This is a genomic window from Leptospira wolffii serovar Khorat str. Khorat-H2 (assembly GCF_000306115.2).
Taxonomy (GTDB): Bacteria; Spirochaetota; Leptospiria; order Leptospirales; family Leptospiraceae; genus Leptospira_B; species Leptospira_B wolffii.
In genome coordinates, this window is sequence record NZ_AKWX02000004.1 from 812224 (window position 1) to 825566 (window position 13343).

A 13343-nucleotide genomic window follows, 5' to 3' on the forward strand; every position below is an offset into this window, starting at 1 on the left:
TGCTCTATTTCAGGTATTCGCTTTTCAGTACGAAGGACCCCTTAGAAACTACTTGGGAACCCTCCGGAAGACCGCCTAGTAGGATCACATCGTCTTCGATCGTATCTCCTACTATCACATTGACGGCCTCGAAGGTATTCTCTCCGTGAGTAACGAATACGTAGGATTTGCCTTCTATCTCATGGACCGCTTCGAGAGGGACCATCTTGCGTTTTCCTTCTCCGGTGCTGACGACTAAGCCGGCGACCTTCGCCGTAACCGTCTGACCGGGCTTCAATTTTCCGCCTTTATTCTGGACCATGATTCTCAGCTTTGCGGTCCTTTTCACGTTATCCAAAACGGTTCCCACATACCCGACTTTTCCTTGGATCTGGACATTACTATGCTCGTCCCCCAACGGAAAGATCGTGGCCTGGGCTCCTTCTCTCACTCCGGCTAGATCTTTTTCGTAGACATCCAGAAGCACCCAAAGATGACTTAGGTTCGCTACCGTGAATAATTCCTCGTTACGAGTGACTTGCTGACCCAGTATGGCCTTTCTTTCCGTGATCTCACCGTTGATCGGACTACGGAGAACCAAGTTGGAGGAAACATAAATCCCTCTCTCTATCCCTTCTATCTCGGAAGGAGTGAGCCCGTAATTGTCCAGTTTGATTCGAGTAGTCTCCACTTCCGTTCTGGCGGTCTTGTATTGCATGGTCGCTAGTTCGTATTCTTTGGCGGAGGTAACTTTCATTTCGAAAAGCTCTTTGGCCCTGTCCGCCTGCAATTTCAAGGCCTCCAGGGAAGCTCTCGCTTTTACATACGCGGCCTCGACCTCTCCCAATTGTACGGAGGAAAGAATGGCAAGAGGAGATCCTTGGCTGACCTTGTCCCCTTCCTTGACTAAAACCTTTTTGATGCGGGCCTCCACCTGAGAACCCACCTTGGCCATGCTCTCCGGATCGTAAGTGATCCTACCCGGCAGTGCCAATTCTTCGAACTGCGCCACTTCCTTTAAGCTAACATACGTTAAAGGATGCCTACGAATCACGTCCTCAGGCACGGAGAATACGTTCTTGTTCTCTTCTTGAACCTTCTTTTCCGGTTTCTTTTTGGAGAAATACTTGTAACCGTAAACGGCGGTGGTCACCACCAAGGCCAAAAGGATTAGAATTTTATATTTTTGGAATAGTTCTTTCATTGTCCTTCTCCTTTTACCGGGCTCTTAGCCGCCGATTCCGCGATTTTTCCCGTGGCGGCCTTATAGCCTTCTACGGCATTGAAGTAGAGATAGAGTAGATCGTAGTATTCGCGGAGGATGGTGAGGTAATTTTTTTCTGCTTGGAGGAAGGTGACCTGATCGGAAGCGCCTCGGACATAGGCGATCCGCGATTTTTCCTCCAACTGCTTGTTCTTTTGCAGCAGATTGATTCTTTCGTATTTGGTAAGTAATTCTTCCCTGGCTAAAAGTTCCTTTTTAGCGGCCTCAATCTCGGCCATTACTTCCCTTTTCTTAGCGTCCAGCGCCAATTCGTATTTACGGTATTCTTCCTTGGCGGAGTATACTTTTCCCTGTCCTCTATCGTTCAGAGGGATAGGGATCGTGGCAAAAACGCCTCCGTAATTCTCCCCGCCTTTTACTCTCCATTCTCCTCCGAGTTGCAACCAACCCAAGGCCTCTTTTCTCTGGAGCTCGATATTCAGTTTCTTTTCCTGGAGCCTTTGTTCTAGAGCAACGACGTCCGGACGCTCGATGGAAGGAAAATCCTCTTTGAGGTAAAGACCCAATTCTTCCAGGGTTCTGAATTTCATGGATTCCACCTTAAAGGCAAAGACTCCCTCCGACTCGGAGAGTCCGGAAAGAATGCGAAGGTCCTTTTCGATGGTCTGTCTTCTTACGATCGCGTCGCGGTAATATTTCTCCACCTGGATCCTTTCCAGTTCCAGACGCTCGAATTCTAACGGAGAAATATCCCCCTTTTGGACCCGGAACTTGGTGAGTTCCAAAAGATCGCTGTAGTTTTCGTAGAATTCCTTATTGGTATCCACAAGTAGAGTTAAGAATACGAAGGCCCAATAGTTCTGGCGCAATCTCATCCGAAAGATCCGGTCGAAATTCCGAAAGTCCTGGATGGAAGCCTCGAACGCTTTCTTAGCGACTCGAGTACGAAGCGGAACCACTCCGTAAACGTCCAGATCTTGGAAAAGGCCGGGCGCGGTTTCCGGACTTCCTCCTTGAGAGTTCGGATTTCCTCCGATGAATTGCTGTTGGAACTGAAGCACAGGATTCCGATACAAGGAAGCAGTGATCACCTGGCCTCTCTGGATTCCCATATTCTGTCTTTCCGCCAAGTAAAGCGGGTTATTGGAAACGGCATATTCCGTCAGACGATCGATATCCCAATCGATGATTTTAGTGTTCGCAGGAACCGGAGAAACTCCGGATCCCGCTTGGGAAGTATTGGAAGAAGACTTGGATTCGTTGATCGTAGGAAGAGTTCCCTTCTTGTCTTCGGAGATTTCGAACGGGATCGTCTCGGGATACACGACAGTACTGAAAGGAAAGAAGAACGCGGAAGCGGAAAAAAGCAGAAGAAGAGCCCAGCCGCTTCCTTTTTCGACAGAGGGTTTAGCAATCGATCTTGCTTCGGTTAACAATAAGAAATCTTGCATCCTCTATCCTTATGACTATTTGAATATTCGCCCCCGGTACCGCAAGTCAGTTTGTTTTCAGGCCCGATGAAAGCTCTCAGAAAAGTCTGTACAAATACCATTTTCCTTCCGATTTCACGAAATACGGATTGATGAGCTCCTTCTCCAACTTGGAGTTTTCCTTAAACCGCAGTTTAACCTCGCAAGCGCTCGAGCTTTCAAAATATAGATCCGCTACGATGCCTCCGGATTGTAATAATAGGTCCCTAACTGTGCGGACTTCGGAAGAATTCTTCTGTTTTTGCAAAAGTTCCCTATCGAAGAAGTAAGTTTGGAAGTAATTATTCTCCGTAGCTAATTCCCTTATCAGATCCTCTCGGCTCCAATGCCCTTTCAGATCCAAATAGATTCCTTCCTTAACGGACACGATCTCGGGTAAAAATCTAAAATCCTTTTTGACCGTTCCGTCCACTAACCTTTTCAGTAAGGAAAGAATCTCCTGCGTATTTTTAGTATGATCCGCCTGGTGTCCCGCTAAGAACACCTTACCTTTCTCCAGGTTCGGCGGAATCTCCGTCTCTCTTGCCGAGGAGAATGTTCTATCCTGCGGCCCCGAACAGAGAAGGATATGCGCAAAAACTAAGAAGAGCAATGCGGCAGAGGTTAGAATGCGAAAGGATCTCTTGGAGAAAAAAAGCGCGTAGAATGTCTTGGAGAAAGGCAATATGATTCCGTACAAATAGATTAACATGAATAGGACCCTTGCGATCGATTCCCGGTTCCTTTTTTAACCCTGGCTTTTCAAGGCTTTCTTAAGCAATTCTTCCAGATCCTTTCCGTAGAGAACAGAAAGACGGGAAGGATTGTCCGTTAGGAATTTTCTCGCTCCTTCGGTGAATTCTGCGTCGCCTATGATGAAAGCCTTGTCCAACCCCATATCCTTGACTTGGCTTAATGTATCTCTTAGGAAGATGTCGGAAATCTTGGCGTCCTTCCATTTCCGGAACTTGAATAAGGCGCGGGTCTCCTTGTCGGTCTTGTTCAGACCCATAAAATTGACTCCGTCTCCCTCCTTGTTCGGAACCTCCCTACTCACCGTGTAATTCAAGGCAATCACCACTTTCACGCATAGGTTCTTGAAGTCCACCCCCTTGATCGTCCTAAAATGATCCAAGGCGCTGATTCCGATCTTAGCCACATCGACCACGATCTTATTTCCTTCCTCGTCTATGATTCCCTTGATATGGAAGGACTTGGAGGATTTAAGTCCCGAGATTTCGTAATATCTTTCCGTGGGAAAAAGCTCGGCAAATAGTCTGGAGATTTCCTGCTCGGGGCTGAAACCGCTCTTGGACGGTTTTCCCAAATCCAGTCTCTTGGTCTCCACCTGGTATTTATAATTTGCTAATTCTATGATGCGATTATCGTCCACCCGTTCCGATTCCGCTTCGATCAGGTATTCGCTCGCGTCTTCCAATCTTCCCATCTTGACGGCAATTAGAGAGAAATGGAAATCGGAATCGATCAGCTCCTGCTTCCAACCGTTGTTTCTCGCGGTCTCCATACAAAGGCGAGCGTGCTTCAACGCCTCGTTCCAATTTTCCTTTTGTATGAACTCCAACATGATAAACTGAAACAGAGTATAACGTATGTATTCGTCGGATACGACATCCACCACCGAATTCGCGACCTTTATCGCCTCGTCATGATCTCCCGATCTTGCGAGAGATAAGGCGTAGAGAAATCCGGATACGGAAGAGGAAGGTTCTTCTTCGAACGCTTTCTGGAAATAAGGCTTCGGATCCCCCTTCCTAAGTATCGCCGCGATCACTCCCTTAGCTATGAGAAGAGCAGGCATCTTGATTCTTTCGTCAGGAACCCTGGATAAGAATTTGTCCGCGATTCCGAATTCCTTTTGCCCGATCGCCATGAACCCGATGCGAACGTTCGCTTCGAAATTATTCGGGTCTACGGAAAGTGTATCCACATAATGGAAGACCGATTCCTCGAAAAGATCCTGTTGGTAAAAAATATCCGCGATACGATTCGAGACTGCGACTTCGGAAATTTCCTTATCGAAACTTCCTATTTTCTTAATTTTTTCCAGATGTCGTGCTTCGTTAATGTAATCCCCTTCCATGGCGTAGATCTTTGCCATGATGAAATGCGCTTTCACGTTGGAAGGATTCGCATCCAGAATATCGCGAATCAAAATCCGGGATTCCACATAGTTTCCCATCGCAGCCAAAGCCAGGGCCTTCTCGAAAGCGTCCTTTTTGGACTGGATGAGAAAGGAACCGGCAGCGACGATCAGTATGATTCCGGCTGCGATTAAAATTACGAAGACCATTTTGAGAATTTCTGCTATTAACTAAATAATTGTTGGATAAAATCAAACGTTTTCAATATTCTGCCACCGATGGGAAGAATCACGTATCTGCGTTTTGCATTTTCCCTCTTTCTACGGGATTGGATCACTAGTGTACTCCATGTGGCCTTCTCTTCCTTTTTCGCCTACGGCCTGATCTTCGGCGTCCATTCCCTGCGCGCGGAAAAAGCGCCTGCGGACATTACTAATATCGATCTCTTTTTGAAATCTCCGTATCTGGTTTTATCCCTTTCCGGCCTCGCTTTAGTTTTTATGACCGTGGTCCGGGTCATGGGTAGGTCGGGGGATAACGGAATCATGATGGCCGTGGGAGGAAATCGTCCGGGTGTGGTCCTTTTATTGACCCTGGAAGTCTGGATTTTGCATGTCCTAGGATTCCTTTCGGCGACCCTTTTGACCGCATTCTTTCCTTACGGCAAATCCGAGTTAACCTCCTTCTTGGATTATTTGGGCTCCCTTACGTTGGACGTCCTACTAGTGGGAGCCATCGGGAGTCTGGTGGCCTTCTTCTACACTCTCATGGATCCTTACCAATCCATTCGGAGGGGAAAATGATCCTGCGGATTAATAATCTATCCCGTCATTACGGGACGACCAAAGCTGTTGATCGGATTTCTTTCGATATCAATCAATCCGACTATGTCGCGATCGTGGGACCCTCCGGTTCCGGAAAAACGACCCTACTCTCTATGATCACCGGTATGCTTTCCAGCAGTTCCGGAGAGATTTATTTCGATACTCTCAAGATTTCCTCAATGAGCAAGTCGGAGTTGGCCGGATTTCGAGCCAAAAGCATAGGACTTATCTTCCAATTTTCCGACCTGGTTTCCCATTTGAGTGTGGAGGAGAATATTCTTCTACCGGCATTACTCGTAGGAAAATTCTCCGAACAGGAATACAGGGAAAAATGCGAATACCTGATTTCCAGTCTGAATCTACAAAGCATCCGCGATCAATTGCCTTCCCGTCTTTCAGGAGGACAAATCCAGATGACCGCGATTGCAAGAGCCCTCATCAACGAACCGGAAATTCTTCTGGCCGACGAACCTTCCGGAGACTTGGATCCGGAAAATAGCGAACTCGTCCGCAAACTTCTTTCCGATTTCAATTCCAGAGGACTCACCATACTTCTCGTTACGCACGATATGAACCTTGCGTTCGACGCTAAGACTATCTACGAAATGAGAGAAGGAAGTTTTACCAGAGTCGTAAAATGAGTCTTTATTTAGGCGTGGATATCGGCGCCCAAAGTATCAAAGCCTGTCTAACGGACGAATCCGGCGAGATTCATTCCCAAGCGAGTTGCCCCACCGGCGCAAAAATGGGAAACGTAGAATTCTTATCCGAACTCGAAGATCTGATTTCCGGAATTCTACGAAGCACGGGAAGGACCGCCTCCGCAATCGGCTTAGGAAGTCCGGGTCCCATAGACAAAGATCAAGGAATTCTAATATCTTCAGCGAACCTTCCCTTATTGAAGGAGGTTCCCATCGTATCTTCCCTCAATCGCAAATTCGGAATCCCCGTCTTCTACGATAACGACGCGAACTGCGCCGCATTGGGAGAATACTGGTTCGGAGCCGGAAAAAATTCTCCGAATCTGATCGTTCTTACGTTGGGCACGGGGCTCGGAGGCGGCTGGGTATTCGAAGGAAAATTATTCGACGGTTACAAAGGCAATTCCATGGAAGTGGGTCACACAACGGTGGTTCCTGAAGGAGCCCTATGCGGTTGCGGCCAAAGAGGCTGTATCGAGGCCTATTTCAGCGCGAGCGGGTTCGCGGCTAGATTCCTGGAAAAAACGGGGAGTCGCCTGGAGGATATAGAATCCTTTTTTAAAATGGCCGAGTCCGGAAATTCGGATGCAAAAGAAATACTGGACTACGGCACGGACAGACTCGCGGATGCGGTGAGAAATCTAGTACATACCTTGAATCCGGAATGCATCGTATTCTCCGGAGGGATCTCCTTGTCCTACGACCGTTTCGGAAAACCGCTTGAAACCAGGATCCGAGAGACGATTTTTCCCATATTCCGAGAATACACGAGAATTCTTCCCGGAGGAGCGGTGACGGGAGCTTTGGGAGCTGCGAGTCTTTGCTTAAGATGAGGAACTATGAACGAAACGAACTGTTTATTCTGTAAGATCATTCGCAAGGAAATTCCCGCGAAGATCGCTTTCGAAGACGAAAATATATTATCTTTTCATGATGTTTCTCCCCAGGCCCCCGTGCATGTGCTCGTAATCCCGAAAAAGCATATCGTCGCCCTAAACGAGGTCGATTCTTCCGACAAGGCCTTATTGGGAGAGATCCTGTATCGCGTCTCGGATCTAGCCAAGAGTTTAGGATTGGACAAGAACGGATTCCGAGTGGTGAATAATGCGGGGAAACTAGGAGGACAGACTGTCTTCCATCTGCATTTCCATCTTTTAGGCGAAAGACAAATGACCTGGCCGCCGGGCTAAGGTTAAGAACGGAGATCGGACTTTGAAGAAACTCGCCCTTGGCTTCTTAATCAGCGCCTTGTCCCTTGGATTCTTATTCTGGAACTTGGATCTTTCCGGCTTTTCCGAGATCCGGGAACGTTGGCAGCCGATCTATCTGATTCCTTTCTTGATTACGATCGTTTGGGGATTGTATCTATTCTCCTGGAGATGGTATCTGCTTCTGGGCAAGAAGGTTCCGTTTCGAACCTCCCTTCTTTCCGCATATATAGGAGTCGGAGCCAATCAGTTCCTACCCGCCAGAGGAGGGGATCTATTTCGATTATATTTCTGCAGGCAAGGCACGGATATAGGTTACGCTTCCTTGGTGAGCGGAATCTTTCTAGAAAAGGTTTTAGACTTCTCCTTTATTTTTTGCGCAGGACTCGGAGCCCTGTTCGTTCTGGGAGTCAACCAGGATAAGGCCAGATTCATCCTGCCGTTATTGGGAATCGTGGGAATCTTTTCCACTCTCGCAATCATCCGCTTCTTTCACGAAACACTGATTCGCTGGGGAGAAGCTCTCGCGGGCAAATTCAAGAAAAAGGAATTCTTCTCCGAAAAACTCTCCCCTCAGATCCGGGAGTTGGGAAGTTTTCTCACCACACGAAACGTGATCTTATACGGAGGATTGACCGCCGCCACCTGGCTTTTCGGATACGCAATCCATTATACTTTTCTACAATACTTGGTGGGGATTCATCTCAGTCCTCTTGAAACCGTATTCATCATGTTCTGCGGAGCCGTCGGAGTTATGGTCCCCTCCGCTCCTTCGGGTGCGGGAGTCTATCACGCTTCTATCACTTCCGGTTTCGTCCTTTTGGGGAGAAGCAGCTCGGAAGGACTCGTCTATGCGACGACGGTGCATCTAGGCCAGATGGTCGCATTAGGAATTCTGACTGCGATTTTATATATCTACTGGTCTTTTTCCGGCAAGGCGGTAGTAAAAGCGGATTCGTGAGGATCCTACCCATCTCGAGTCCGTTTTCGCATTAGTTTAGTATGAACCGAAAAAGAGATCCTTCCGAACTCAAGACCTTAGTTTCGACCTCTAACATACAAAAAGCGCTGCCGAAGATCGCGGAAGGCTTAAACAAATACGAAAGATTAATGGAAAACTTTCTTCGATCCGATGTATCTAAAGACACGGATTTTCAGAAAGAATTCAATCATTTCTACCGCCTGCGCAGAAGGAGCAATTTCCGCGAAATCTATTACGGATTTATGGAATCGCAGAAAAAGGAAAACCCTTCCTTCGAAAAAACCGTACGTTACCTAAAGGAAAAGACGGGGAGAGTAGAGGCTTCTTTTTCGAGTAAACTAGTTGCCACCCTAAATCCCGAACAACCGATTTGGGATTCGATCGTCCTAGGAAATTTAGAATTGGAAATCCCTAAAGCATCCGATCCGGACAGATTGGATAGAATAGTTCAGCTTTATTCAGAAATTCAGGATTGGTACGCGGATTATTTAAGTTCCGAAACAGGACAGGAAGCCGTCCGGCTTTTCGACGAAAAATACCCGGAAAATAAAATTTCGGATCTAAAGAAGATCGATTTTATCCTCTGGCAAATCCGCGATTAATCGAATTCTTTCTCTTCTCCCTCTTTCGCGTTAGATACTTTTAACACATTTTTTTGATTTTCAAATTATCGATTTATCCTAATATACGGAAATTCGGAATAAGAAAAGATAGCACATAACTTTTCACTTCGAAAAAATCCCAAGATTCAAGGAGAGTCGAATCCTATGTCCGTATTTCTTCCGAGTAGAAAAACCGGTTATTTTTGGGAAAGCGTAGAAAAAATCATAAAAATCGTCCACAAGGTGTCTTTAGACATAAATTCGGAAGATGAAAGAAAATTCGAGGATAGACTCTCCGGAGCCCTTCAACCGAACTTCGACGATTTTATAGACCAACGGAACATCCAGCAAGTAATGACGAGAATCACCGCCTTCGGGCATGATCACCGGCCCGACATGAGTATCGCCAAAGACGGAATTGCGATCGAAGTCAAGGTTATCCGCACCGGGGCGAGTATCCGAGAAGCGATAGGACAAGCGTTTATCTATAGATTAGGATATCGATTCGTCGTAATCATTTGGGTAGACACATCAAAAGACAAAAGTTATAAAATTGCCGCCGAAGATCCGAAATCGACCGAATTTCAATTTATCAAAGAGTTAGAAGATTATAATATATATTGTATAATCAAATAGGTTTTCGATAATTTTGCAAGCCAGGTGAGATTACGGATTTCTCATCTGTCTCCGAACGCGGTCCGAAATTCCTTTAAAATGCGAAGCAATTCCTTCTGGTCCGCAGAAGGAACGACGTCGAAATACGGCTTAAAGTAACCGAGCAAGACGGAAGGAATCTCTTCCTGCAGACTTTCCCCGTATTTGGTCAACTTGACGATGGTGGCTCTCTTATCCTCTTTGGAAGGAGTCTTAGTGACTAATTTCTTTTTCTGCAATCTGGCCACCGTACGGGAAGCGGATGGAGCGTCCTGCAAAGTCAAAGCTATAATCTCCGTCTGGTTCAGGGAGCCCTGTTCCCAGAGAGTCGCCAAAATCTGCCATTGTTCCGGAGTTAGATCGTATTCCTTCAATGCCCGAAGTAGTTCCCTTCTAAAAAGAAGGGCGACCCTATACACGTTGAATCCTATCTGATCGTCCAAACGGAACATTCTACAAGATTACCGGCATAAATTTACTTGTCCAGACAAATTTCTAATTGACCAAAACTGGAAATCGTGGTAAGCCCGGATTTACTTGTCTAAACAAGTATTTAAGAACAAAGGAGACTTCTTATGAAGTTGTTGGATATTTCCCTAAGATCGGCATTGGCCCTGGTATTCCTTCTATTCGGCGCCAGTAAATTCTACTCGTTTATACCCACTCCGCCCATGATGCCCCAGGCCGCGAATTTTATAGGTGCCATCGTCGCCTCCGGCTATCTTTGGCAATTGGTAGGAACTCTGGAAATCCTAGGCGGTCTTTTGCTGCTTTCCGATCGCTCGGTAAACCTGGGACTACTCTTGTTAGGACCCATAATAGCGAATATCGTACCCTATTTATTGGTTTTACAATCCGGTGTGGGAGTTCCTCCCATCGCGATGAGTATTTTTCTCTTAGCGGCCTTCGGAACCCTGGTGATCCGTCGAAGACGATCCTGGCTAAGGTTGATTACGGAAGAATGAGAAAGAAAGCGCCCCGATTTTCGGGACGCTTGTGTAGGAACTTATTTGGATGGTGAGAATTTTTCCAGATCTTCACAACCGGGAATTCTCGCCGGTCCGCCGCCTCCTCTCTGGCCTTTGAAAGGATCGCAGGTCGTGGTCTCGAGTCCTTTCACGCATTTTTCGTAAGCGTTTACCATTTCTTCCGTGATCTTTTCCTTCTTCTCTTCTCTAAGCTTCTTTTGCTCTTCGAATTTTTGCTGGAAGAAGGTCACACAAGCTTCTTCGGATTGGAGCATTTGCGGAACCATGGATCTGTATTGGGCCGGAATCTTTTCCAATTCGTCCTTGGTACATTCTATCGTTTTGGCACACATCGCTTTCTGAAAACGGGGAGCCAGATCCAAAAGCCTCTCTTCGGGAGATTTGGAACAGGCGGCAAGAAATAGGAAAACCGAGGCCGAAAGCATTAGCGCTGTTATACGTTTCATTTGAAACTCCGGAAATAAATTTCGGACAAATTTATCCGCCCGATTCCTACGGAAAATCCTTTTTCCTGACTGGAAAGAAATTGCGAATTCTTCCTTCGTTTTAATGGAGGGTTTCGATGGACCCGCTAGCAAATAACGTTGCCTCTTGCGGGTATTTCCGGGCCTCATAGAAGGAAAAGTCCTAGGCTCCCGGTATAGTTCGCCTTCTTTTCGTTAGAGGCGGATTTTTCGTCTTTTTTCCGTCACATATGTCTCAGGAAGATTTTTTATTTCCAAACATACATCAATCGCTTAGGTTCTTAAAAATTTCGAAAACCATGGACAAAACAAAAAACGGAAAAAATTCCCGGGTGGTCATCACGGGAATCGGAGTCATTCTCCCCAACACTTTCAACCTGGCCGACTTCTGGACGAATATTTCGGAAGGAAAGTCCCAACTAGATTTCATCACCCGCTTCCCTACGGAGAATTTCCCCGTGAAGGTCGCTGCGGAAATGAACACCTTCGACTGGAAGAAACATCTTCCCGATCTGTCCGAAAAACATGCAAAGAATTATAATACCGAAACTTTCGCGCTTATGGCTGCAATGGAGGAAGCCAATAAGGATGCAGGCATAGCCAAGGGCAGTTTAGAACCGTCTCGGGTGGGATTCATCGATTCTTCCTCTCGCGCCTCCTTATCCTGGTGGGATTTTGCATGGAGAAAATATCTGGAGGAAAAGAACGATAACGTTTTCGATCGATATTCAGTTCTGACTTCCATGGCTTCCAATCCCACGAATCTTACCGCCATCAACGCCAACATACAAGGATTCGTTACTACGATTTCGGCCGCTTGCGTCGGAGGTCACCACGCTATCAGCCTTTGCTACCAAGCCATCCGAAAAGGTAGAGCGGAGGTTATGTATGCCGGAGGCCACGAGTTTCCGCTTCTGCAACCTCTCATGATGATGTACTCCGATCCTTTGAGCCGTGTCATGTCGTTGGAAGATAAGGAACCCAAAAAAGGAATGCGTCCTTACGATAAGAATAGGGACGGCTTCCTATTGGGAGAAGGTGCAGTAGTTCTGGTACTAGAGCGTCTGGACAGAGCCCAACAAAGAGGGGCGAGAATCTACGCGGAAGTCTTGGGAACCTATAGTTATAACGAGGCGGACCATGCAATGAGAATGGACCTTACCGGCAAAAAGGCGGCTACCGGCCTGAAACATCTACTTAAAATCAGCGGCTTACGATTGGGAGACGTGGATTATTTCTGCGGACACGGGACCGCAACGCATAATAATGATTTGGCGGAAAGCAGAGCGATCTCTCTTTTGTATGATGGAAAGCCGAAATTCCATTGGGCACCGGTGGGTTCCATCAAGCCGATCTTCGGCCATACGTTCGGAGCGGCGGGCATCATCAACGTGGCGGCGACTTCTCTCATGCTCAAAAACCAAACGATATGTCCTACCATCAATTTGGAGAATCCGGATCCGGAATGCGACCACGACCACGTAGCCGAAGGAGCCCGGAAAACCAAAATCAGGAACGCGGTCTCCATGGCCTTCGCCATAGGTAGTCAATCCTCCTTCGTAAGTCTGGCCGCTCCCGAATTTTGAGGTGATAGGATGCAACTATCAAAACAATATAATATTCTAAAAAAGACCGGGATCGCCTTACTTTACAAGGGGCCTTTCTCCGAGACCACGATCTCTTCTCTGAACGAACTTCTAAAGGAAAAACTGGAAGGAGAAAAAAAGAAGAACCGGATCCTCACCGTTTTCGTGGAAATGGCACAGAATGTGGCCCATTATTCCGACGAAAGAGACGAGAAGTCCGGGATCGGAATCCTCGCATTAAGAAGAAAGGAAAAGAATTGGGAATTGAACTGCGGAAACGCGATCACTAGGGAACAAGCGGACTTTTTAAGATCCAGACTGGAGGAAACCAAAAAATTCTCTCCCGAGGAACTGAAACAAAAATACAACGATCAAATCAGATCCGATCGTCCAGAGGAAAGTAAAGGAGCCGGATTGGGTTTCTACGAGATCGCCAGAAAGTCAGATCTACCTCTCGTATACCAATTCGAAGAAGGAGAAGACGGAATCTTCTTTAGATTAACCGCCAGATTTCTTCTGGATGGGAACGAATAGAACGAAATCGGTCTTTATAATGCT

Annotated in this window: 16 protein-coding genes; 10 read left to right on the forward strand and 6 right to left on the reverse strand. The window is 46.8% G+C overall.

What is annotated here, in order from left to right; all coding sequences use genetic code 11:
• Positions 1-4: 4 nt before the first annotated feature.
• The 4 genes from LEP1GSC061_RS03765 to LEP1GSC061_RS03780 all read right to left on the reverse strand — a co-directional run bounded on the left by LEP1GSC061_RS03765 (position 5) and on the right by LEP1GSC061_RS03780 (position 4984).
• The gene (locus LEP1GSC061_RS03765) at positions 5-1183 is read right to left on the reverse strand and encodes an efflux RND transporter periplasmic adaptor subunit (protein WP_016543777.1); all 1179 of its coding nucleotides are present in this window, start codon (positions 1181-1183) and stop codon (positions 5-7) included.
• On the reverse strand, positions 1180-2655 hold the full coding sequence (locus tag LEP1GSC061_RS03770; RefSeq protein ID WP_016543857.1) for a TolC family protein: 1476 nt from the start codon (positions 2653-2655) through the stop codon (positions 1180-1182). Before LEP1GSC061_RS03770 ends, LEP1GSC061_RS03765 begins: the two co-directional genes overlap by 4 nt.
• A 76-nt stretch (positions 2656-2731) precedes the next feature.
• Complete coding sequence (locus tag LEP1GSC061_RS03775) at positions 2732-3385, reverse strand: hypothetical protein (RefSeq protein WP_052006475.1); 654 nt, start codon at positions 3383-3385, stop codon at positions 2732-2734.
• A gap of 36 nt (positions 3386-3421) precedes the next feature.
• The gene (locus LEP1GSC061_RS03780) at positions 3422-4984 is read right to left on the reverse strand and encodes a tetratricopeptide repeat protein (RefSeq protein ID WP_016543475.1); all 1563 of its coding nucleotides are present in this window, start codon (positions 4982-4984) and stop codon (positions 3422-3424) included.
• Between the two features lie 69 nt (positions 4985-5053).
• Here LEP1GSC061_RS03780 and LEP1GSC061_RS03785 point away from each other — a divergent pair, with 69 nt between their 5' ends.
• The 7 genes from LEP1GSC061_RS03785 to LEP1GSC061_RS03815 all read left to right on the forward strand — a co-directional run bounded on the left by LEP1GSC061_RS03785 (position 5054) and on the right by LEP1GSC061_RS03815 (position 9728).
• The gene (locus tag LEP1GSC061_RS03785; RefSeq protein ID WP_016543707.1) at positions 5054-5578 is read left to right on the forward strand and encodes an efflux ABC transporter permease; all 525 of its coding nucleotides are present in this window, start codon (positions 5054-5056) and stop codon (positions 5576-5578) included.
• Positions 5575-6240 carry an ABC transporter ATP-binding protein gene (locus LEP1GSC061_RS03790; RefSeq protein ID WP_016543463.1) on the forward strand — a complete coding sequence of 222 codons (666 nt, stop codon included), beginning with the start codon at positions 5575-5577 and terminating at the stop codon, positions 6238-6240. The genes LEP1GSC061_RS03785 and LEP1GSC061_RS03790 overlap by 4 nt, the downstream gene beginning before the upstream one ends.
• The gene (locus LEP1GSC061_RS03795; protein WP_016543927.1) at positions 6237-7133 is read left to right on the forward strand and encodes an ROK family protein; all 897 of its coding nucleotides are present in this window, start codon (positions 6237-6239) and stop codon (positions 7131-7133) included. Before LEP1GSC061_RS03790 ends, LEP1GSC061_RS03795 begins: the two co-directional genes overlap by 4 nt.
• Before the next feature lie 6 nt (positions 7134-7139).
• Complete coding sequence (locus LEP1GSC061_RS03800) at positions 7140-7490, forward strand: histidine triad nucleotide-binding protein (protein WP_016543871.1); 351 nt, start codon at positions 7140-7142, stop codon at positions 7488-7490.
• 22 nt (positions 7491-7512) lie between these two features.
• Entirely contained in the window at positions 7513-8469 is a 957-nt protein-coding gene (locus tag LEP1GSC061_RS03805; protein ID WP_016543331.1) for a lysylphosphatidylglycerol synthase transmembrane domain-containing protein, read from the forward strand.
• Positions 8470-8618: 149 nt separating this feature from the next.
• The gene (locus LEP1GSC061_RS03810) at positions 8619-9092 is read left to right on the forward strand and encodes a hypothetical protein (RefSeq protein ID WP_156844480.1); all 474 of its coding nucleotides are present in this window, start codon (positions 8619-8621) and stop codon (positions 9090-9092) included.
• Positions 9093-9257: 165 nt separating this feature from the next.
• Positions 9258-9728: a hypothetical protein gene (locus tag LEP1GSC061_RS03815; RefSeq protein WP_016543814.1), complete on the forward strand. Its 471-nt coding sequence runs from the start codon at positions 9258-9260 to the stop codon at positions 9726-9728.
• A 41-nt stretch (positions 9729-9769) separates the two neighbouring features.
• Here LEP1GSC061_RS03815 and LEP1GSC061_RS03820 read toward each other — a convergent pair whose 3' ends face one another.
• A complete protein-coding gene (locus LEP1GSC061_RS03820; protein ID WP_016543939.1) occupies positions 9770-10198 on the reverse strand; it encodes a MarR family winged helix-turn-helix transcriptional regulator in 429 nt (142 codons plus the stop codon).
• Positions 10199-10321: 123 nt separating this feature from the next.
• On the opposite strand from LEP1GSC061_RS03820, the gene LEP1GSC061_RS03825 reads away from it, so the two are divergent.
• Entirely contained in the window at positions 10322-10711 is a 390-nt protein-coding gene (locus tag LEP1GSC061_RS03825; RefSeq protein ID WP_016543970.1) for a DoxX family membrane protein, read from the forward strand.
• 41 nt (positions 10712-10752) lie between these two features.
• On the opposite strand, the gene LEP1GSC061_RS03830 is transcribed toward LEP1GSC061_RS03825, so the two are convergent.
• Positions 10753-11181 carry an LA_2478/LA_2722/LA_4182 family protein gene (locus tag LEP1GSC061_RS03830; RefSeq protein WP_040508032.1) on the reverse strand — a complete coding sequence of 143 codons (429 nt, stop codon included), beginning with the start codon at positions 11179-11181 and terminating at the stop codon, positions 10753-10755.
• A 317-nt stretch (positions 11182-11498) separates the two neighbouring features.
• Here LEP1GSC061_RS03830 and LEP1GSC061_RS03835 point away from each other — a divergent pair, with 317 nt between their 5' ends.
• Both LEP1GSC061_RS03835 and LEP1GSC061_RS03840 read left to right on the forward strand, forming a co-directional pair.
• Positions 11499-12785: a beta-ketoacyl-[acyl-carrier-protein] synthase family protein gene (locus tag LEP1GSC061_RS03835; RefSeq protein ID WP_040508033.1), complete on the forward strand. Its 1287-nt coding sequence runs from the start codon at positions 11499-11501 to the stop codon at positions 12783-12785.
• A 9-nt stretch (positions 12786-12794) separates the two neighbouring features.
• Entirely contained in the window at positions 12795-13319 is a 525-nt protein-coding gene (locus LEP1GSC061_RS03840; RefSeq protein ID WP_016543686.1) for a SiaB family protein kinase, read from the forward strand.
• Positions 13320-13343 lie beyond the last annotated feature (24 nt).

Excerpts from the sequence above, each read along its gene's own strand:
- LEP1GSC061_RS03765 (WP_016543777.1), bottom strand. The coding sequence starts at position 1,183 with ATGAAAGAACTATTCCAAAAATATAAAATTCTAATCCTTTTGGCCTTG.
- LEP1GSC061_RS03770 (WP_016543857.1), bottom strand. The coding sequence starts at position 2,655 with ATGCAAGATTTCTTATTGTTAACCGAAGCAAGATCGATTGCTAAACCC.
- LEP1GSC061_RS03775 (WP_052006475.1), bottom strand. The coding sequence starts at position 3,385 with ATGTTAATCTATTTGTACGGAATCATATTGCCTTTCTCCAAGACATTC.
- LEP1GSC061_RS03780 (WP_016543475.1), bottom strand. The coding sequence starts at position 4,984 with ATGGTCTTCGTAATTTTAATCGCAGCCGGAATCATACTGATCGTCGCT.
- LEP1GSC061_RS03785 (WP_016543707.1), top strand. The coding sequence starts at position 5,054 with ATGGGAAGAATCACGTATCTGCGTTTTGCATTTTCCCTCTTTCTACGG.
- LEP1GSC061_RS03790 (WP_016543463.1), top strand. The coding sequence starts at position 5,575 with ATGATCCTGCGGATTAATAATCTATCCCGTCATTACGGGACGACCAAA.
- LEP1GSC061_RS03795 (WP_016543927.1), top strand. The coding sequence starts at position 6,237 with ATGAGTCTTTATTTAGGCGTGGATATCGGCGCCCAAAGTATCAAAGCC.
- LEP1GSC061_RS03800 (WP_016543871.1), top strand. The coding sequence starts at position 7,140 with ATGAACGAAACGAACTGTTTATTCTGTAAGATCATTCGCAAGGAAATT.
- LEP1GSC061_RS03810 (WP_156844480.1), top strand. The coding sequence starts at position 8,619 with ATGGAAAACTTTCTTCGATCCGATGTATCTAAAGACACGGATTTTCAG.
- LEP1GSC061_RS03815 (WP_016543814.1), top strand. The coding sequence starts at position 9,258 with ATGTCCGTATTTCTTCCGAGTAGAAAAACCGGTTATTTTTGGGAAAGC.
- LEP1GSC061_RS03820 (WP_016543939.1), bottom strand. The coding sequence starts at position 10,198 with ATGTTCCGTTTGGACGATCAGATAGGATTCAACGTGTATAGGGTCGCC.
- LEP1GSC061_RS03825 (WP_016543970.1), top strand. The coding sequence starts at position 10,322 with ATGAAGTTGTTGGATATTTCCCTAAGATCGGCATTGGCCCTGGTATTC.
- LEP1GSC061_RS03830 (WP_040508032.1), bottom strand. The coding sequence starts at position 11,181 with ATGAAACGTATAACAGCGCTAATGCTTTCGGCCTCGGTTTTCCTATTT.
- LEP1GSC061_RS03835 (WP_040508033.1), top strand. The coding sequence starts at position 11,499 with ATGGACAAAACAAAAAACGGAAAAAATTCCCGGGTGGTCATCACGGGA.
- LEP1GSC061_RS03840 (WP_016543686.1), top strand. The coding sequence starts at position 12,795 with ATGCAACTATCAAAACAATATAATATTCTAAAAAAGACCGGGATCGCC.